At 43.1% G+C, this 19852-nt stretch carries 28 protein-coding genes; 4 read left to right on the top strand and 24 right to left on the bottom strand.

Annotated elements, in window-relative coordinates; all coding sequences use genetic code 11:
• Positions 1-24 precede the first annotated feature (24 nt).
• The 14 genes from FD973_RS04405 to FD973_RS04340 form a co-directional block, all read right to left on the bottom strand.
• Positions 25-471, bottom strand: a complete 447-nt coding sequence (locus tag FD973_RS04405) for a YeeE/YedE family protein (RefSeq protein ID WP_215324410.1) — start codon at positions 469-471, stop codon at positions 25-27.
• A 1-nt stretch (position 472) separates the two neighbouring features.
• On the bottom strand, positions 473-910 hold the full coding sequence (locus FD973_RS04400; RefSeq protein WP_215324409.1) for a YeeE/YedE family protein: 438 nt from the start codon (positions 908-910) through the stop codon (positions 473-475).
• Positions 911-933: 23 nt separating this feature from the next.
• Positions 934-2055: a YeeE/YedE family protein gene (locus tag FD973_RS04395; protein WP_215324408.1), complete on the bottom strand. Its 1122-nt coding sequence runs from the start codon at positions 2053-2055 to the stop codon at positions 934-936.
• A gap of 19 nt (positions 2056-2074) precedes the next feature.
• A complete protein-coding gene (locus tag FD973_RS04390; protein ID WP_251368840.1) occupies positions 2075-2386 on the bottom strand; it encodes a hypothetical protein in 312 nt (103 codons plus the stop codon).
• A 64-nt stretch (positions 2387-2450) separates the two neighbouring features.
• A complete protein-coding gene (locus FD973_RS04385; RefSeq protein ID WP_215324407.1) occupies positions 2451-3425 on the bottom strand; it encodes an MBL fold metallo-hydrolase in 975 nt (324 codons plus the stop codon).
• Between the two features lie 10 nt (positions 3426-3435).
• Entirely contained in the window at positions 3436-3873 is a 438-nt protein-coding gene (locus FD973_RS04380; RefSeq protein WP_215324406.1) for a DsrE family protein, read from the bottom strand.
• Positions 3874-3894: 21 nt separating this feature from the next.
• Positions 3895-5625, bottom strand: coding sequence for a thiosulfohydrolase SoxB (soxB, locus tag FD973_RS04375; RefSeq protein ID WP_215324405.1), 1731 nt, complete (start codon positions 5623-5625; stop codon positions 3895-3897).
• Between the two features lie 48 nt (positions 5626-5673).
• Positions 5674-6312, bottom strand: a complete 639-nt coding sequence (soxX, locus tag FD973_RS04370) for a sulfur oxidation c-type cytochrome SoxX (protein WP_215324404.1) — start codon at positions 6310-6312, stop codon at positions 5674-5676.
• Positions 6313-6331: 19 nt separating this feature from the next.
• The gene (gene soxA / locus FD973_RS04365) at positions 6332-7147 is read right to left on the bottom strand and encodes a sulfur oxidation c-type cytochrome SoxA (RefSeq protein ID WP_215324403.1); all 816 of its coding nucleotides are present in this window, start codon (positions 7145-7147) and stop codon (positions 6332-6334) included.
• Between the two features lie 55 nt (positions 7148-7202).
• Entirely contained in the window at positions 7203-7511 is a 309-nt protein-coding gene (gene soxZ / locus FD973_RS04360; protein ID WP_087909856.1) for a thiosulfate oxidation carrier complex protein SoxZ, read from the bottom strand.
• A gap of 58 nt (positions 7512-7569) precedes the next feature.
• Positions 7570-8022, bottom strand: a complete 453-nt coding sequence (gene soxY / locus FD973_RS04355; RefSeq protein ID WP_215324402.1) for a thiosulfate oxidation carrier protein SoxY — start codon at positions 8020-8022, stop codon at positions 7570-7572.
• Positions 8023-8089: 67 nt separating this feature from the next.
• Positions 8090-9187, bottom strand: a complete 1098-nt coding sequence (locus FD973_RS04350) for a c-type cytochrome (protein ID WP_215324401.1) — start codon at positions 9185-9187, stop codon at positions 8090-8092.
• A complete protein-coding gene (gene soxC / locus FD973_RS04345; RefSeq protein WP_371816880.1) occupies positions 9171-10526 on the bottom strand; it encodes a sulfite dehydrogenase in 1356 nt (451 codons plus the stop codon). Before soxC ends, FD973_RS04350 begins: the two co-directional genes overlap by 17 nt.
• 81 nt (positions 10527-10607) lie before the next feature.
• Complete coding sequence (locus FD973_RS04340) at positions 10608-10943, bottom strand: metalloregulator ArsR/SmtB family transcription factor (RefSeq protein WP_215324399.1); 336 nt, start codon at positions 10941-10943, stop codon at positions 10608-10610.
• Positions 10944-11053: 110 nt separating this feature from the next.
• On the opposite strand from FD973_RS04340, the gene modB reads away from it, so the two are divergent.
• From modB to FD973_RS04325, 3 genes are read left to right on the top strand one after another with little or no spacing between them, the layout of a single operon-like run.
• On the top strand, positions 11054-11707 hold the full coding sequence (gene modB / locus FD973_RS04335) for a molybdate ABC transporter permease subunit (protein ID WP_215324398.1): 654 nt from the start codon (positions 11054-11056) through the stop codon (positions 11705-11707).
• Positions 11707-12816, top strand: a complete 1110-nt coding sequence (locus FD973_RS04330) for an ABC transporter ATP-binding protein (protein WP_215324397.1) — start codon at positions 11707-11709, stop codon at positions 12814-12816. Before modB ends, FD973_RS04330 begins: the two co-directional genes overlap by 1 nt.
• Before the next feature lie 14 nt (positions 12817-12830).
• Positions 12831-13730, top strand: a complete 900-nt coding sequence (locus FD973_RS04325) for a prenyltransferase (protein WP_215324396.1) — start codon at positions 12831-12833, stop codon at positions 13728-13730.
• Positions 13731-14168: 438 nt separating this feature from the next.
• Here FD973_RS04325 and FD973_RS04320 read toward each other — a convergent pair whose 3' ends face one another.
• From FD973_RS04320 to FD973_RS04310, 3 genes are all read right to left on the bottom strand, one after another.
• A complete protein-coding gene (locus tag FD973_RS04320; protein ID WP_215324395.1) occupies positions 14169-14690 on the bottom strand; it encodes a hypothetical protein in 522 nt (173 codons plus the stop codon).
• An 18-nt stretch (positions 14691-14708) separates the two neighbouring features.
• Entirely contained in the window at positions 14709-15200 is a 492-nt protein-coding gene (pal, locus tag FD973_RS04315) for a peptidoglycan-associated lipoprotein Pal (protein WP_215324394.1), read from the bottom strand.
• Positions 15201-15281: 81 nt separating this feature from the next.
• Positions 15282-15632 (bottom strand): hypothetical protein, encoded by a 351-nt coding sequence (locus FD973_RS04310; RefSeq protein ID WP_215324393.1) that lies wholly within the window; start codon positions 15630-15632, stop codon positions 15282-15284.
• 110 nt (positions 15633-15742) lie between these two features.
• Here FD973_RS04310 and trxC point away from each other — a divergent pair, with 110 nt between their 5' ends.
• The gene (gene trxC, locus FD973_RS04305; RefSeq protein ID WP_215324392.1) at positions 15743-16171 is read left to right on the top strand and encodes a thioredoxin TrxC; all 429 of its coding nucleotides are present in this window, start codon (positions 15743-15745) and stop codon (positions 16169-16171) included.
• A 69-nt stretch (positions 16172-16240) separates the two neighbouring features.
• Here trxC and FD973_RS04300 read toward each other — a convergent pair whose 3' ends face one another.
• From FD973_RS04300 to FD973_RS04270, 7 genes are read right to left on the bottom strand one after another with little or no spacing between them, the layout of a single operon-like run.
• Entirely contained in the window at positions 16241-16426 is a 186-nt protein-coding gene (locus tag FD973_RS04300; protein ID WP_215324391.1) for a DUF2892 domain-containing protein, read from the bottom strand.
• A gap of 18 nt (positions 16427-16444) precedes the next feature.
• Positions 16445-16762: a metalloregulator ArsR/SmtB family transcription factor gene (locus FD973_RS04295; protein WP_215324390.1), complete on the bottom strand. Its 318-nt coding sequence runs from the start codon at positions 16760-16762 to the stop codon at positions 16445-16447.
• Between the two features lie 11 nt (positions 16763-16773).
• Entirely contained in the window at positions 16774-17751 is a 978-nt protein-coding gene (locus FD973_RS04290) for a sulfurtransferase (protein WP_215324389.1), read from the bottom strand.
• Between the two features lie 10 nt (positions 17752-17761).
• The gene (locus FD973_RS04285) at positions 17762-18388 is read right to left on the bottom strand and encodes a hypothetical protein (protein WP_215324388.1); all 627 of its coding nucleotides are present in this window, start codon (positions 18386-18388) and stop codon (positions 17762-17764) included.
• 5 nt (positions 18389-18393) lie between these two features.
• Positions 18394-18627 (bottom strand): hypothetical protein, encoded by a 234-nt coding sequence (locus FD973_RS04280; protein ID WP_215324387.1) that lies wholly within the window; start codon positions 18625-18627, stop codon positions 18394-18396.
• An 18-nt stretch (positions 18628-18645) separates the two neighbouring features.
• Positions 18646-19212, bottom strand: coding sequence for a YeeE/YedE thiosulfate transporter family protein (locus FD973_RS04275; RefSeq protein WP_215324386.1), 567 nt, complete (start codon positions 19210-19212; stop codon positions 18646-18648).
• 1 nt (position 19213) lies between these two features.
• Positions 19214-19741 (bottom strand): YeeE/YedE thiosulfate transporter family protein, encoded by a 528-nt coding sequence (locus FD973_RS04270; protein WP_215324385.1) that lies wholly within the window; start codon positions 19739-19741, stop codon positions 19214-19216.
• Positions 19742-19852 lie beyond the last annotated feature (111 nt).

Below are 19852 nucleotides of genomic sequence, written 5' to 3'. Positions count from 1 at the left end.
AGGATGATTCTAAATCAGCCTGATTTAGCTTTGAACAGGCTTCTTTTTGTGCGCAGAGAAGAAACGCTCACAGACTTCCATGCCAACAAGCATCGCAAGCACAAATACCAATGCCTTCAGATGTCCAGCACCCAGAGCCACTAAGGCTGGGCCAGGACAAAAACCAGCAATTCCCCACCCCGCCCCAAATATCAAGCTACCTACAATGAGTGGCTTCGTAATATCTCGACGTTTCGGAATGTGCAAAGCACCGCCAAAAAAGGCTTCTGATCTTTTGCTAACAACATAAAAACCGCCCAGACCAACGATTACCGCCCCCAACATCACAAATATTAATGAAGGATCCCAAAGACCTGTCAAATCTAGAAATCCTAATATTTTCTGTGGATTGCTCATCCCTGAGATGATCAAACCCCATCCAAACAACACACCAATGGCGTACTGACTCAAAAGACCAAAATGCTTTTTCATCTTAGATTCCGATCCAATGACGCAAAACATAGACCGTGATGAATCCTGCAGTCATAAAAGAGATTGTGGCAACAAGGGATCTGGGCGATAAACGAGAGAGCCCGCAAATACCATGCCCACTTGTACAACCAGAGCCATATTGAGCACCAAAGCCCACTAGAAGGCCAGCAATTACAATGGCAATCCAATCTGCCTCAATTTCAACAATGGGGAACATTCCAAAGAATAAAGCAGCCAGAAATGGTGAGGTAAGCAGACCCAATACCAAACTCACTCGCCAAGCAGAATCACTCCGTTTTGGATGCAGTAAGCCAGAAACAATACCGCTGATGCCAAGGATGCGACCATGCAACAAAACGTAAAGTGCTGCTGCAACACCCAGAATCATTCCTCCTAGCAAGGATGGAACTGGCGTAAAAGATATCCAATCAATTTGCATTATCTATTTCCGTAATTTGAAAATTAACTGCAAGGGTTAGGCGCAAGACGCAACTGCAAGTAGCGCAAACCTAAATACGCACCAAATATAAATCCAGGTAAAGCTATAAGCGAACCTATCGCCAATGTAGAGATGCCGCTTAAGCCCTGCCCCACGGTACAACCCAAAGCAGTAACACCACCAAAGCCCATCAAAGCAGCGCCCACCAAATGATTGGCAGTGTCCTCAGAATTGCGAAAGGATTCCCAACGGAAGGATTTGGTGACAACAGAAACGGCACCAGAACCCAGAATCATCCCCAAAACAGCGACGATACCCACCGTTAATACTTTAGAGGTGTCGCTATACATCATTAGCCAGTCCAGTGAGTATGCATAAGGCGCCACAAAGGATAGACTTTCCATACGCCCCGAGTTCGTAACTAAAAATACCTCTTCCAGTGTATTGGGGTCTTCAGCGACATAACCCAAATTACCAGATACCCACCATACAGCACAGATTGCCAATCCAACAGCAATGCCAGCGAGTAAATTCTCGGCCGTCCAAAATGCCTTGTTAGCTAAAGCAAAAGTAATAAATGCAAAGCCAATAATGAGCCCCAAAATTAAATGAAGTGTGGGACGAGCAATGCCGAGAGGTGCACTCAAAAGACTGGGCAAATCTTGTGGGGTATTCAACGCTATAAAAAAAGTATCGAGCGTATTAATTCGAATGACACCCAAGAAACCACGCATCGTCATATAAGCGGTTAAACCTAAAACCATAAACACGATGATGGACTTTAAATTCCCGCCGCCGATTCGTATTAATGTTTTGCTGCCACAGCCTGAAGCCAAAACCATACCAAAGCCAAACAGCACACTTCCTACTATTGTAGAAAGCCATAGAAATTTACTGGAGGTATAAAAACTTTTCAGCGGGTCAATCAAACCAATATAAGACATCAAGGCAAAACCAATGATTGCCACACCAATCGCCAAGAACCATTGTCTTAAACGATCCCAACTTGACATGATGAAAACATCGGAGACTGCACCCATGCTGCAGAAACCCGTCTTTTGCATAACCGCCCCAAGCAAAAAAGTAATGGCAAATGTTGCCCAGAGAACTGACTTACTTATGGAGCTAATATCGACAACATCCATGGTAAAAATATCTTAAAAATTAAGGTTTAAATTTATAAAACTGTTGGTTTAAAAAAGCGATAACGTCTGCTTCATCCTCGGGGAATAAATCTAGACGTAACTCGGTATTGCATAGGCTGACCATTTTTTTCAAATCAGCCATTGATTTAACTTTGCCGTCAGTGCGGGTATAAATCATGTCGCCATTGCCAAAGCCACTTTTCTTGGCATGGCAGGCATAGCACTTTTGCTTATCAATTGTCTTGCCATTAGCCAAATCCGGATTGGCATACGCAGACGTAACGACCAGCGCGCTAAATGAGAATGCAGCAATACAACGAAGAAAAGTCATTTTCATTACAAATCAAGGATTTAGCATTAATCCTCTATTTTAAGGCCCATCGGCTTTATATGCCCTATTCAGCCTGAATAGACAGGTAAACGTTGTAGGCATTCATACGGTTGGCAGCTCTAAACAAAGGCATTCCCTCGTATTCTGACCAATCTGCCTGTTTATAAGCATCCTCGAATGGATCAAGATTAATGGCGGCTTTGGTCATCGACTGCCTTAAATACTTTAGGTATTCCCTGGTAAAAGCAATATCTTCTGCCGGCTTCACTGAATAATTACCGTGACCCGGAATCACAATAGTGGGATTTAACTTTTCAATCTCATCTAAAGCCACCAGCCATCCTTTGCTATCAGCGTTACCCACAAATGGAATGCGGCCTCTAAACACGAGATCTCCGGCAAAGAGCACTTTTTCTGATGGTACATAAACCATTAAGTCCTCAGGAGCATGTGCAGGCCCCACCCTGCTGATATCAAAATCCACTCCGTCAATCGTTAACTTCATTTTTTGATCAATCCAGATATCGGCAGAAATCAGTTTTGTATTCTCATTCACCCAAGGAGCGAAATCAATCTTAGATGCAATAAGACGTTGTTTCGCTGTTTCTGAAGAAAGATAATTTCTTCCTTCGCCTTGGGCATAAATCTTTGCGCCAACTTTTTTAAATTCTTGCAATCCATAAATATGATCTGCGTGATAGTGACTCACAATGACGGCCACTATTTTTTGAGGAGTGATCTTCTTTATTTCAGCGATTAACTTTTGCGCAAGAATAGGAGAGCCTAAGGCATCAACCACCACAACTCCACTCGGGGTTACAACAAAACCAGCGTTAGAGATAAAGTTTTGATTAGCACTACTGCCCATTTCAGGAAGGCCTTGCACAAAATAAGTATGGGGCGCCACCTGAACAGGCTTAAGAGTCAACGTATCTAAAGATTTGCTTTGAGCAAAGATCACGCTAAATGAAAAAAGGGATCCCACAAGGATCCCCGTCAAACACTTCACAAAATAAATCCAGTTTTGATTGCCTTTCATTTTGATTTACTCAAGGCTTAATGTAGGCAAACCCATCTTTGTATTGCAAGTCGGCAACACGCACTACACCCGAGGGGGTAAAGTCTGCGTCCAGCGTGAACTGGTCTTTCTTAAGGTTGCGATTTTTTAAAGTAATCTCGCAGACCTCAAATTTCACGCCCCGAGACTTTAAAGCGCCGACTAATGGCGCGTAATCGGTATTACTTTTCTGGTCCTTAGCGCCTTCCATCAATAAATCCACACCGTTTGCATGAGTGACAACAATGATGGTAGTTTGTGGCGAGATATCCAAGTGATTACGGATATTACGCAAACCTTTCAAACCTTGCGCCTGCGCATCATCAATGTGATAAACCACTTTTGTAGAGCCCGTAGATTGGGCTACAGTAATTGAACAAAATCCTAAGGCAAGTGCCATGCCGATAATGATAGAAAGCAGCTTTTTCATTTAGATATCCTCTGAAATCAATTAAATGGGGGCCATTCCAGGATTGTTAGCAACCCCCTTAATGATTGGTTCGTTTAGCTTAACCGCTTTAACTACCTTTACATCTTGTAAGTGGCGCTCCATCACATCCCAAATTGCTTCACCCCCAGCATTTTTTGCCTCTTCGCTAACTGGAGCCCAGCCAGCGACTTTATAAGTCTTGCCGGCCTCAATGGGTTTGCCATTTAAACGCATATCTGTGATTCTTTTGCCTGCAGTCTGTGCAGGATCGATGGTGTATTGCATACCTCCAACCCGCACCATGTCTCCGCCCTGCTGATAATACGGATCAGGGTTAAACAAGTTATCCGCTACATCCTCAAGAATGGTTTTAATGGTTTCACCACTCATATTGGTAACGGTAGTGTATGGATAAGTAATCGCAGTTTGATCCAACAAATTCTCACGAGTGATTGCCTGACCAGGCAATAGACTAGTTCCCCAGCGGAAACCAGGTGAGAATGCAATTTCAGCGTTCTTCTGGGTCATTAATCCATCCAGAATCAGTTGATCAAAGCTTCCATTGAAATTACCGCGACGATATAAAAGACCTTCAGTAGTGGCTAGCTTCTCATTCAACTTTGCCTCATATGGAGCCCTGACTTTTGTAATGAGCTTACTCATAGTTGGGTCTGCAGGAATCATATTTGAGAAGATTGGCAGCAGTTTGTAACGAAAATCTACTGGCTTACCGCCTTTCACATCGAAATCGAGTACGCCCAAGAATTTACTATTCGAACCAGCATTAGTAACTAAAGTTATTCCACCAGCATTTTTTACTTTGACTGGAATGGGTACACCATCATGAGTGTGGCCACCTAAAATCGCATCTAAACCGCGCACTCGAGAAGCCATCTTTAAATCCACATCCATACCATTGTGAGATAGAAGCACCACTACCTTAGCTCCTTTGGATCTCACCTCATCGATAGTCTTTTGCATATTCTCTTCCTGAATACCAAAAGTCCAGTCGGGGGTGAAATAACGGGGATTTGCAATCGGTGTATAAGGGAAGGCCTGTCCAATAATGGCAACTTGAATACCATTCTGGACTTTCATGACATAAGGGTTAAAAACGATATCGCCAAAATCAGATGTCTTAATGTTTTGTGCAATAAATGAAACTTTTCCCTTGAAATCCCCATTGACGATTTCCATAACCCGCTTTTCGCCAAGAGTCATTTCCCAATGGGGCGTCATGACATCTACTCCCAATGCCAATGCTGCATCGACCATATCTTGACCATTGGTCCAAAGAGCAGTTCCCGAGCCCTGCCATGTATCGCCACCATCAAGTAACAATGCCCCCGGACGATTGGCTTTCACTTGCTTAATCAACGTGGCCATATGCGCAAAGCCACCCATCTTGCCGTAATTTTGAGCCGCAGCAACATAATCCAAGTAGGTAAAAGCATGAGCATCACGGGTACCTGGAGCTATCCCATTTGCTTTTAAAAAATATTCTCCAACCAAGTGAGGTGTCTTGCCTTCTTGACTACCAATACCAAGATTGACATTGGGCTCACGAAAATAGATTGGCAACAACTGTGCGTGACAATCGGTAAAGTGCAGAAAATGGACGTTCCCGAATTTTGGTAAGTCATAAAACTTTTGCGCGGTAGTTTGTGCATTAACAAAATTCGATTGCAAACTCATGCCACCAGCTGAGGCTATAGCGAGGGCTTGCAAAAAATCGCGACGACTTAAAGACATATTATTTCCCCTTAGTAAAACAGGCCTCTCGGCCTGTTCTTTTATTCTTTATTGATTAACTGGCGAATTAGGATCAAGCAGTAAAGCCATGACGTCCTGAATTTGCTGCTCATTTAAGAGCTTAAAGTGTGCGAACCGTGGCATATTGCTGCATGCGTTATATGCCTTGGAATTGTTAATACGATTCCAGGTATAGGTAACCACTTCCTGCGAATAACCACGCAACTTTCCATAGCCCGTTAATGATGGGCCAATATTTCCATAGGAAATTTCTTTAGGATCGATCTGGTGACAGTTGTAGCAACCACCTCCAATAACAGTATCAGCCTTATCAGACCAAGTGGCACCACGACCGCTCTGTGCAATCGCCTCACCCTTCTTCCAATCACCGATGTATTTACCATCAGACGGTTGCTTGATGCTTTCCATATTCATTTTCTGAATCTTGTCACGCATCTTTTCGCCCTTCTTACTGTTTGCAAAAACAGGATCGGAACAAAACTTTTGAGTTTCATCTTGGACAATACGGTCTAGACCAGCAATACCGTCAGCCCGAAAACCATCCTTCATCATTTTGTTAAATTTAGGATCATTAGCTTGTTGTGCAACTGCATTGCCATGCATCATTGCTGCGACCAAGGCAAAACTACCAAGGGCTAAGAGGGATTTAATATTCTTCATGTTCATATTCTCTGCCTCTTATCCATTAACGCTTTAAACCAGGTGTTTCAACGGTACCGCCATTGGCGTTCTTCGCCATATACATAGATAAAGCAATCGTGACATCAGAGGTATAAATAGGGAATGGGAAGCGCTGTTGACGGTAGCAATCATTCAAACGTTGCTGCATCGTCCAGAATTGCCCACTGGATACGCGATATGCAGGCCAATAACCCCAACCTAGAGCAGCGCCTTTTTGAGTTGTAATATTCGGCAAATCCTGCAGACGAATACGCTTACCATCTTCGCCATGGCATGAAGCACATGAGAAATCCATAGGGCCGCCTTGGAAAAAGAATGCACGCTTACCAAGCTCATACATTTCTTTTTCTTTTGGATGTGCTGTGCTGACTTTAATTTTTTCACCTTTAGATAAGGTGACCACATAAGCAACAATAGCCTCCATATCTTTCTTGGGGCCCTTTTGAAACGGTGCATCAATCATCTCTTGTGGATCACGCCCTTGCAACTGTTGCATACAGGTTATCAAACGGGATTCAAGATCTTGAACCTTATTGGTATCTTTGAAATAGCGCGGCAACTGTGCTGCAGCACCCTTTACTACCCCGGGCCCTAAGCCTAAATCACACTTTTCTAGAGTGGCGTTCTTTGGGCCAGCAGGCTTTTTCCACAAATCTTCGCCAGCTGCCTCATAAAGTTCTGAAGGGTTTCCATCAGCAATCATCTCGCGATATTTCGCGATATCGTCTGTAGCACTATTTTGTGCCGTGACTGACGACGATACTGCTAGTAAGGTAGCCACTAATCCTGAAGCTAGCCCTAATGTAAATTTACGCTGCATTTGCAACCCTTTCAAAACCCATGAGATGGTAAAGATTTATGAATTCAACTAGCAATTAAGAAGCAGTCGCTTCATCAGTACGCTTGTCACCTTTACTATCCACCCAGCTCACCACAATCTTGTCACCCTTGGCGCCTTTGTATTTGAAGTTCAAGAATGGATCCTTGGAAACTGCTGGACCAAACTGACCATTTAATACATCTTTGCCATTAGCTTTGACATTGATAGTGCTGATGAACCATGCAGGAATTGTTTTACCAGCAGCATCTTTACGCTGACCAGATTCCATATCGTGCTTCATCAAAATCTTTACATCCACAATTCCACCGTTTTCAGCAGCTCTAACGCGCATTGGATCAGCCATGTTTTCCTCTTGTATCTAGTAATTAATTAATAGTGTTTAGTTAAATTCGGATAGGCAATTAACCGCCACAGCCACCTAAAGTGACCTTCACCTCTTTTACAGCCATGCTCCACTTTCCATCCGCTTTAACCAAGGCGTACACATTGGATGTTTGACCCATCTTGATACGAGTAGTGACAAAAGGCTCTGTACCAGCAGGAATAAAGAATTGCGCAGCTAAGGCGCTTGGATTTTTCTCAACCAAGATTGCCATTTGCTCTGCTTTAAGAGTGGTTGTAATACCAACTGGAACCACTGCACCGTTTTCAGCAATATCTGGTGCATTCAAAGTTACTGCGCCAGACTTGTCAGGACTGCCTGCGCCTAGAATTTTAAAAACATCATCTAAACTCTTGCCCTCAAAAGCGGCTTTGTTCCACTCTTGAGCCTGGGCTACGCTAATAAGACCTGCGGATGCCATCAAGCCAAAAACAGCTGAATATTTCAATAAACTGCGTCGCTGCTGATTCATAAAAACTCCTTTAATAATCTACTCTTAGTATCAAATATAGCGGTATTTCAAAAAATCTTCTGTAAATCTATTGCCCAGTAAGAACCCAGCGCACTAGAGTCGCTCTATCCTCATCTGATAACTGTGACTGCGGTGGCATTGGTATTGCCCCCCACACTCCTGAGCCCCCATTTTTAACCTTTGCCATGAGCTTTTCTTGAGCGCCACTCTGCCCCTTGTATTTGGCAGCAATGTCCGCAATAGATGGCCCTACTAATTTGGCATTAGGCGCATGACATGCTGAACAATTTTCATTTTTAAATAACGCAGCCGGACCTTTAGTCGAGGCAGCATGAGTATCAGCAGCATGAGCGAGGCCTTCGCCTGATGAGCCAGGTAGTTTGGCTAATGGAGGTTTTGTTGAATCCGATCCGCGATAAGGACCATACAGTCGATTTTGCTCTGCAATATTGCCATGAGCATTTCTTGCAAAATCCGGAAGAGTAGAGCCAATTTGTACAAACTTCACGCAATTAGTCATGCAAGAAGAGCCATTAACATCTGGTTTGCCATTCACACTCCAGAAACCATGATTACGAGTCATACCATTTCGGTTTGGCATCTTTTTTTGTACTTCAGCAATATTGGCGTCACTTAATACAAAATCATCCGGAACAATTTCGCCTAGGCTCAAAATAAACGCCACCAGTGCATAGGTATCATTCGGTGTTAATGATCTTGGCGCATTCCAAGGCATAGCCCGATAAATGTAATCCCACAAAGTGGACACAGTTGGCACCTTCATTAAGGTGGTCCGTTGCGGTTGCTTTCGATCCGCTAATGAAGCAACTCTTCCAGTTTTTATATCATCAGCAGTAGTTCCGCCAGCAATAGGTGTAAAGATTTCATTAGACTCTCCAAAGACACCATGGCAACTAGCGCACTTAGACTCCCAAATCGCTTGGCCCTGCTCTACCGATCCAGATCCTTTAGGCAAACCTTTAAAGTCAGGACGCACATCTATATCCCATGCAATTACTTCAGCAGGGGTTGCATTACGCCCTATACCAGGGAACTTTGTTGAACCCTGTGTACCCTGTGTACTTTGTGCGATTGATAACTGAGCAGTGAGCGCTAGAGCACTCACTAAACTCAAACGAGCAATCAAATTAACCAACTTGAACATTGCTCACCTCTCCATTTGAATCTAACTTCCAAGATTGAATTGCATTGTTGTGATAGATGGAACGATTGCCACGCAAATCACGCAAAACCTTAATGGATGGCTGAATATAGCCAGTGTCATCCACTGCTCTAGATTGCAGAATTGCAGGTGAACCATCCCACACCCAATCAATATTGAAACGAGTAATGGATTTAGTTAGGATTGGTGTCTCAAGTCGTGCAGTACGCCAGTTATTACCACCGTCAAAAGAAACATCAACGCGCTTTATCTTGCCACGCCCTGACCAAGCCATGCCGCTTACGTTATAGAAGCCCTTATCTAATAATTGCTGTCCACCAGAAGGTGTCGTGATAACAGACTTACATTCTTGAATGGAGGCATATTGGCGATGCATTCCATCAGGCATGAGCTCAATGTAATGAACAGCCTCATCTTTAGCATTCCAAGGCATATCGCCCACTTCAAGGCGGCGCAACCATTTCACCCAACTAACCCCCTGCACCCCTGGAACCACTAGGCGCAATGGAAAGCCATTTTCTGGGCGCAGCATCTCACCGTTCATGCTCCAAGCAACAATCGTATCGTCCAAGCAGCTTTCTAAATTGATGGTACGAGTCATACCTGAGCCATCACCACCTTCGGCAAGCAGAAACTTACCTTTTTTCAGATCTGCGCCGCACTCTTCAAGCAACACCTTGAGAGGTACTCCTGTAAATTCACAGCAAGACAACATGCCGTGGGTGTACTGCACGGTTGGCACGGCAACGTTACCCCACTCAAGACCAGTATTCGCACCGCACTCAATAAAGTGTGTACGAGAGACGGAAGGCAATCTCATTAAGTCATTCATGGTAAACACGCGAGCATTTTTCACCAGACCATTTACCATCAATCGATGGGTTTCTGGATTTAAGTTATACCAACCCTGGTGATGACGTTCGAAATGCAAGCCATTAGGAGTAATCGTTCCAAACAATCCTTGCAAAGGAGTAAACGCAACAGAAGCGGCTGATACACGCGTTAAGCCTGGGGATTCACGGCGAATTAAATTGGCCTCATAGATTGAGGGCACCCCATAGGGCATTGTGGCAACGTTTTTACCCAATGTGGTTTGCCATTCTTGTTTCTCAAGAATCGCTGGATCACCTTCACCAGCAGCAAAAGCTAGTGGCGCAGCCAAGCTAGCTGCGGCTCCACCAACTGCGGACATAAATCCTTTGCGCAAGAAGCCGCGACGCGTTTCATCAAGACCATTGGTATTGATGTCGGCAATCAACTCTTGAGAGATAAAGTGTTCTGGAGCTTTAACTAAACGAGCTCTATTTGCAGGCTTCTCAATAGCCGAGACATCTTCCACATTTAATTCAATTTGCTTCTTAGTCATTTGACCTCTATTTAACAATTGATTTACTGCAAAAATTTAGTGGATACCTTCAGCAATCTTGGCACAGACTGTCTGACACATCTCTACGGTTGCACTATCTGCAATTGAGTAATACACCGTGACACCTTCCTTTCGTCTGAGCAATATTCCAGCCTTGTGTAATGCCAATAGGTGTCTTGAAACATTAGCTTGACTTGAACCACACATCTCAACCACTTCAGTTACAGATTTTTCGCCAGAACAAACTGCATACATAATGCGCAACCGAGCTGGCTCAGAGAGAACATTGAAATACGCCGCAACTTGAGAAAACACTTTCTCCATTTGCTTGGGGGATAAATTCTTTGTTGCCTTTTGAACTCTAGATTTCAATTTTGCGAACCTTCTTCTATATATGCATATATACGCATATATTTGACCCCTGTAGCAACTAAATCGATATAGTGAGATACCCTATATTGCTTAGCAATACAATTAAGCCAATGGATATGGAAGCAATTCTTCTCTCGCTGAAACTAGCGCTGTGGACTTTAGCCCTGATCATCCCTTTTGGGGTATGGGCGGCACATAGCCTTTTAAGGCTAAATAAAAGCAAGCCTTGGGTAGAGGCCGCCCTAGCACTTCCACTCGTTCTGCCGCCAACGGTTTTAGGCTACTACCTCCTTGTCGGCTTAGGAGGCAAATCCATCTTGGGTATTCCGCTGACATTCTCTTTTACAGGGATCCTAATAGCCTCACTAATAGTGAATCTCCCTTTTGCCATTCAACCCATACAACGCGCTTTTGAAGCAATAAACCCGGAAATTCGTGAAGCCGCCCAGGTAAGCGGACTATCCAATTGGCAAATATTTCGATTAATTGAACTACCCCTTGCATGGCGCGGGATCACCAGCGCTGCAGTGCTGGCTTTTGCCCACACTTTAGGCGAGTTTGGAGTAGTGCTAATGGTTGGTGGCGCTATTCCCGGGGAAACCAAAACGGTATCCATTGCAATCTACGACAAAGTGCAAGGTTTTGACACTTCTGGGGCTGGAGTGCTTGCTTTACTTTTATTAGGAATTTCGCTCATTGCAATTGCACTCTCATACGGTATTTTCGGGAAAACTGCCTCTGACCAGCGCAGATGGGGAAGCTAATGCTAAAACTGAAGATCAGCCAAACCTCTCCAAATCCATTGCAAATCACACTGGAGTGTGCGGCCGGTCAATTGCATGCGCTCGTAGGGCCATCAGGCAGCGGTAAAACAAGCACATTGAGAGTTATAGCTGGCCTCAGTCAAGCCAAAATCGGCAAGATTGAGTGCGGCGGAGAAACTTGGTTTGAAGCTAACGAATTATCGGGAGTAATTCAAAACCTAGACCCCACTCAACGATCCTGCGGGTTTTTATTTCAGCAATACGCCCTCTTTCCGCATCTTTCTGCGTTAGAAAATGTCCTGATTCCGTTACAAAATTCCACTTACAGCGTCCATGAGCGGAAAGTGATCGCACTCGAGTGGTTAGGTCATATGGGAATTCCAGAACTTGCACAACGATTACCGCATCAACTTTCTGGCGGCCAACAACAACGTGTTGCTCTCGCTAGAGCGCTGGCACGAAAACCCAAAATCCTGTTATTAGATGAGCCATTCTCAGCAGTGGATGCACCTACCAGACAAAGTCTTTACAAAACACTCGCAGATTTACGCAAAGATTTAAACATTCCAATTCTGTTAGTTACGCACGATTTACGCGAAGCGGATCTGCTGGCAGATCGTATTACCGTAATTGATAATGGCATAAGCTTGCAAACCGCTCCACCACAAGTGATTTTTCAAAAGCCCAGAAACTCACGCGTTGCCGAGCTAGTAGGTATCAGCAATATGTTTCACGGTAAATTTAACTCTGGCAATCTCACCTGGGATGGTTGCGAAAAGATATTTTCAGTAATCGACAAGGGGAAAATACCGCCCAATGCGCAAGTTGCCTGGGTTATTCCTCAAGACGGCTTACGTATTCATAACTTACCTACCCCCACCAGCATTCCAGCAACCGCTGCAGAAATTAGTAGCTTAGGACAAATTGCAGTACTTCAGCTACAGATTCAAAATAGCGATCACAAAATTGAGTGGGTTGCTTCTTCATCTGAAATTAAACGCATGAATATAGGGGTTGGCAGTCATATACATCTAGATCTAGATCCAAATCAGATCCACATCATGCCCCTCCGCCCAATCAATGATCCCAGACGATTTGTTGGGAACTAATTAAAAACAGCGTCATGCATGCTGCATTAAATTTATTCTTAGCGACTCGACCGGCATTCCTCACAATCACATTATTGGGGTGCCTCATTGGGCTGACGGTTCCAAGCCCTAGCAAACAATCCATCGTTATCAATCTGCTTACTTTTGCATTAGTTATCCTTGTGCATGCAGCAGCAAATGTAATCAATGATTACTACGACCACCTAAATGGCAGCGATCAAAATAATCACAACCGCATTTCACCATTTACTGGCGGCAGTCGTTTTATACAAGACCAGCTACTAAAACCCACTCAAATATTTCATCTTGGCGTAGCTTTGATCATTCTTAGCACTGCAATTGGTTTGTATTTTTGCAAACAAACAACGTGGCTCCTAATTCCTCTCGGAATTACTGGGGTTATCTTTGGATGGGCTTATTCTGCTCCCCCGCTCCAATTAATGTCGAGAGGTATTCTCGGTGAGTTATCGATAGCTATTGCCTGGTCTTTGGTAGTGATTGGGTTTGCTAGCATACAAACAGCGAGCTTTGTCTATCAAGCAATTCCCATGGGACTTGCGTATGGATTAATGGTATCGAATATCCTGCTTGTAAATCAGATTCCCGATATCGAGGCAGATCGTACCGCTCGAAAATTAACACTAGCTACCCGAACGAACGGGAACGAATTAAGCAACTGGTACCTAGGAATCATCATTGCTGCATACATCTTTCAACTGATAGGTGTCCACTATTTTTCTGCATCGATAGGAACTCTATTGACAGTTTTACTATTGCCTATTTTTGTACATTGCGCAAAAACTATCAGAATGGCAAAAAAGCAAAGAGATCAAACTAAGAAGTTGATTATTCTTAATTTAGTTTCTATTCATTTATATACGCTTCTTTTATTCATTGGGATGCTTTTAGACTGATTCACATGGCGTCGATAAGGATTTTTCAACGCTCATATATGTGAAAAAAACCACCCGTAGGTGGTTTTAATGTCTCCTCCAACAATTTATTATTTGTGCCTAGAATTTTTAGACATCTGACTACCAATATTTAAAAGGCCTTTCCGCATCCACATCCCCACCCAATGCTCTCATATTCTTGTTGCAATGCGGGCAAGTAAGTCCATCCCACTGCACCAGATGATTACTAGAGTGGCAATTAATACAAGAGGGAATAAAGTCAATGTCAACATTCGCGCTACTAGAATGGGCAACGGTATATGACCCTATTGTCGAACAGGCTTTGCAAACCATCACTATCTTTGAAGATTGCAAACCGACCTCTTTACCAATTCCACTAATACACTCAAAGTTACAGGAACGGCATACAAATTTATATCTAGCCATAAATCTTTCCTATCAGCTCTTTTTAGATTGAATAGCCAGTCGCTTCAAATGAGCATCTTGTATTAGTAACTGACGCTCTTGATTGGCAACTCCGATAGTGATTTTTTTAGCAATAAGATCTGCATATACTTGATCAATTTTTTTAAAAAAATCTTCGTAAATTGTCACCATTTCTGGGCTCAAGCCTTCAATGGCAATAGGCCTACAAGTATTTGCTTCAGCCAAATAGTTTGTCAGAGCTACAGCTTGTTGATCAGTCAATTTATCTGGGGATGCAAAAAGAGCTTTTGCGTGCGGATTGTTTCTTGTAACAGCTATGATTTGACTGTCAACTAATAATGCGTCAGCACTTTGATTGCTTTTAATAATGCAATCATTAAGTCGCCTTACTACTGCGCTCGATTGAACTGACGGTTTTGCGGGGGTGATTGCCGAGGTTTTTGCATCTTTTACAGAATCCTTAGGCGCCACATTTGTAGCGCATCCACTTAAAAAAATAATGCCCATTACACCTAATTTGTATATATTTTTCATATCCATATTCCATTTAATCTATTGGTAAACAAAATCAGCGCGGCGATTTTCCTTAAATGCTGCTTCTGTTTGATCTCGATTGACCGGCTTTTCTTTCCCAAAACTCACAGCCTCTAACTGAGATTCGCTGACCCCTTGAGCAAGCAATGCCTTCTTAACGGCTTCGGATCGTCTTTGGCCGAGGGCTAGGTTGTACTCAGCTGTACCTCGATCATCCGTATTGCCCTGAATGATGATTGACGCTTTTTGCTTTTGAAATGCCTTTAAATATGCTGCATGTGCCGAAATGGTTGAAACATATTTTGGGTCAATACTGTAGCTATCAAACTCAAAGTAAATGGAACGCTTCCCATACACACTGGACTTAGGATCGCTAATGGGATCATAGGTCATTGAATCACCAGCATTGACTGTGGCAACACTATTAGCATCGCCTAACTTAACACCGCTACAAGCCGATACAAATAAAACCAGTAATGCCAAAGGCAGTACCTTCAAAAATTTAGACATGATGTATTTCCCAGAATGGCTATGTGCATCTAGCCAATTAGAAATGAGGCATATCGATTCGACATGCCCTACCTAGAAGAATTAGGCTTGACCTTTGGGAGGCTTAAATGCTGAATCAGGGAAATTCTGTGTAAACGACAGTTTTTTTGCGTTGATAGACTTAAGAGAGATCAATGGCGGATCAATAACAACAATCCCAATCTCACTGATATTTGCAGTGACGTGACTCATTAGAAATAATGAGTGGGATTGCTGCTCACCAACAACTTCTTTGCCGGCATGACTTTGTTCAAGAGAAGTGCCAGCAATTGAATTTTGGTGCATTTGAGCCCGCTCAATAGCCGCATCAACAAAAACACTACCCGCCGCCACTTTGAATGAAGTCAAAAAGAGGCAAATCAGAATTACTAGGAATCTATTGCGTGAGCGCATACGGTGATTCTATACTCAAATCGATAATTATCGGAACTCGAATCTACGATTTTTAGGCGAAAGAGCATAATATAGTTAAAAAAATAAGAGCTTAGATCGGAGCAAATTTCATGCTAGTTAAGTGTCCTCGCTGTCATAAATTTAATCGCCTACCCCTTGATCGCCTGAGCGAAAAACCAGTTTGTGGAGCTTGCAAAGAAAGCTTACTGACTTCACCCATAGATGCAGATCAAGTGAGTTTTCAAGAAATTTTGAAGGCAAGCAAACTGCCGGTGATTGTTGATTTTTGGGCACCCTGGTGCGGGCCTTGCAAAATGTTCGCACCTACATTTGCAGCAAGCGCCAAAATAAATGGTGAAAAGCTGTTGTATGTGAAACTAGATACGGAAGCAAACCCTTCTATAGGTCAAAAATTTAATATCCGCTCCATCCCGACCTTAGCCATTTTTAAAGATGGAGCTGAAGTTGAACGAATATCCGGAGCGCTGCCTCCAGCACAGTTAGAAAAACTCATCTCCACGCACCTATCAAGTCTATAGATTGGTCTGAATTATGTGTATTTAATTAAAAACCACCCGTAGGTGGTTTTTAATTAAGCTAGAACACAATTATTTGCTACAGCTATTTATCCCTAAAACGGTATAGGCGGGACAAAATTTAAATAGACCTGTTGCAAGAGGAACAACGCCAATCCAACCCCAGACCCCGACGGTTCCAGTTGCAGCTAGACCAATTAGTACTAGGCCAACCAATATACGTAACATACGATCCATACCACCAACATTGCTTTTCATATCGAACTCCCTTTTTGATTATTTACTACAGTAATTTTCATAAAGCACATTCATTACATCCATGACTGCCTCGTTAGAGAGCGAATAATAAATTTGCTTACCCTCTCTTCTAGTTTGGACTAATTCCTCGTTTCTCAAAACCGTAAGCTGTTGCGACAATGTCGGCTGATGAATATCAAGACATTCCTCAAGCTCGCTAACACACATTTCGCCTTGACTAATTTGACAAAGTAGCAACATACGATCCCTATTTGCAAGAACCTTCATCAAGCGGCAAGCCTTATCTGCTGAAGACTGCATCTTTTTTAGACTTACGTTTGTTTTTACGATTGGCATGTTAAATACTCTTAATTAAGCGGCACACCAACTAATGGGCGACCCTCTAAAGTCCAAAGATACAAAGATCCATCGTATAGCTTAGTTGATTTATTTCCCACCAGCTCAGACATTACAAACCAACCGCCAGCTGCTAAGTGACCAGTATTGCAATAAGCGATCGTTGGGCCTTTAATATTTAAACCATTAGCCGCCATCAATGCGTCATAGGTATTCTTCGACCAGAAATATAAAGCGCCATTACTAGATTTTGCCAACAACTCAGGGGCCAATTCTTTAGAGCCGGCAATATGGCCAAATGTCATTACGTCTGGGCGTTTTGCAAGACCCAAGTATTGAGCAGGCTGACGAGCATCCAACAATTGTGGTTTGCCACTTTTTGAAGCAGCCGCCACATCATCTGAACTAGCGATCAATTCCTTGCGCTCTGCTTTAGAAGACCAATTACCAGTCGTTTTTGGAGTATTGGCAGTTGTGTACTCACGACCTTCACTTAACCAACCAGCAATTCCACCGTCCAATACAGCAACCTGATCTTCGCCATAAACCTTGAATGACCAATAGGTACGTAATGCCTCATCGATATCAGACATATCTTGGCCAATTGGCACAAGAATGATCGGCTTATCTGAATTAATACCCAATGATTGAACCAGCTTTTCAAAGTCGGCCTTTTCAGGGATTAGGAATTTAATTTTTTTACCATCAACCAAACGCTCAGCTCGCACCTTCTTAAAGTCTAGCAAGCTTGAATTGGTAATGTGACCACCTACCTCGACCAAGAATTTCTTGCCAGTTTTTTTATCAGTGTCAAATTCCGGGTTTCTAAGATAGCTATCCAAATCCGTTCTCACTTCAATTACCTGAACCTCAGATAGATTATTTGCCAGCCAGTCTGCGCTGACAACTGGACCAGGCAATGTAATTGCTTGAGCTAGGCTTATGCAACTCGCTAGAACGAAGGCTAATAACCATTGAATCTTTTTCATTTTTACTCCCTTATGAATTTACAACCAACAAATTATCTGAAAGGCGACCCATTAAATCTATTTTGCACTCCGTTAAGACATGATGCTCTCTTAAATTCAATACAAGATCACGATTTCCATATTCATCAACTAATCGAGCTATCTTTTGATCACGCTCCAACATTAATTGCTCAATTTCTAATGAAAATAATTGAATTAGAGAGCTGATCCATTTACAAACTGGGGCCACGCGTCCTTTAGTGGACATTTCAAACCCTTTAACGGACTTCATTACCATTTTCGCGTTCAGCATGTTTTCGCCAGTAACCCACTGATTTGTTGTGAACAATCTGGTTGGCAGACCCATTTGATCTAGCGCGATACCAATGAGATGATGAAAACGCTCTCCATCCCGTTTAATTACATGAAAATGACCATGCTCTCCTTTTGGCATATCGTCTTTAGGATGGGCATGGTAATAAAACTCATAGCCGCTCTCCTTGTCGACCAAGTCATTGTTTGGATAATGTCGCCATTCAACAAAATCCCTAGCACCACCTAAAGCAGCCTCACTTAAGGTTCGGCCTGCACCTGCATATCGCATCTGAATGCTTGCAAGCTCTTGGGCAGCCAACCAGAGATTAGATTGAGTGAGCATGTAGGTTATTCTGCAGCTTTACGCTTTTTTGGGCCACAAGGATTAGCGGGGCCACATGGGTTAGCGGCTTTTTTCTTTGCGGGACCACATGGGTTTGACGTATCTTTTTTGGGACCACATGGGTTTTTTTGTTCTGCGCTTGTTGGGTTCGCAGGTGCGTCCGCCGAATGCGCTAGTGGAGCCGCGGATAAACCAGCCAAAGCAAGTGCCAATGCAGCTACAGTTGATTTTTTAGACATGTCTTTCCTTTTGAAAAATTAAGTTTGAGAATTAATTGGGCCCTGCAATTTCTTTTCCATCCAAGTTCCTAAAGCAAAAACACCAACTGCAGCAACAATCATCCCAATATCAATAGATAGATTAGAGATATTGAAGGCATTAGATAACGTATCCGCTTTTGTGTACTCGCCCATGGATGTTAAGAACTCGATACTTGGATAAATACCAGCAAACAATACCGTTCCTAAAATTAATCCAAATAAAAATATCGCCGCATCAATACGGCCAGACATCAGTCCGACCACAGAGGTTCCAGGACAATAGCCACCAATTGCAAAACCTGCACCCACAAGTGCACCACCCAAGGCGGCAGCCCCTAAAAATGCTGGCGGCACAAATAAATTATCCGCATCTACATAACCAAATTTCTCCAAAATCAAGAGCCCTACAGCTGCAAACACAATTGCAGTAAACATCACCTTGAAAACTGACCAATCAGTTAAACGAAATTGACCAGTTAACTTATTTGGATTTCCAAAGCCAGCTCGCTCCAAGACAAAACCAAAGCCAGCGCCCAAAAGAAGGCCTGAAAGAATCTCGCTCATCTTATTTCTCCTCTTTCAACATACGACTTACCAACAAACCCACCCCAAAGAAGGTTGCAAGAAAAGTAAAGCCTGCCAAACTGAGAACCGCTGCGCCAGACAATCCAAGACCGCTAGTGCAACCCGCAGCTACCCTTGCCCCAAAGCCTGCCAAAATACCGCCAAACAAAGCAGTCAAAGGGCGCTTAGATCCGCCGAGAAACTTTTTTCCATCCAATTGAATGTGAATTCTCTTGGCAACAAATGCTGACAACAATGCACCGATAGCAACACCTATCACCTGCCAAGTTATCCAGGCATTGAGTGGTCTTCCCTCCTCAACCATTCCGCCGAGGTAATCGTTTGCATTAGTGGCAACCGGAGCAACATACATTCCAATCCATGCAGTTAAGCGAGTTGTGAATCCTGTTGCCCCAAGCCCATGGCCTGTAAATACAAAAGTCGCCAGTAACACCATACCAAGAAGAAGCCCTGCTAATAAGGGATTCATATAAGTCGTGGACTTGGGTTGCGCCTCTTTATCAATCATCTTTCATAATCTCATTTAAGATTTAAATAATATATAAATAAGTATATTATAGAATACATTAATTTGCAATATCTAGAGCCGTTAAGAGTCAACTCCGAGAAATTGACCTTT

The organism is Polynucleobacter sp. MWH-Braz-FAM2G (assembly GCF_018687635.1).
GTDB lineage: Bacteria > Pseudomonadota > Gammaproteobacteria > Burkholderiales > Burkholderiaceae > Polynucleobacter.
Note: the sequence above shows the minus strand (reverse complement) of the source record. Positions and strands in the feature narration are given on the sequence as shown.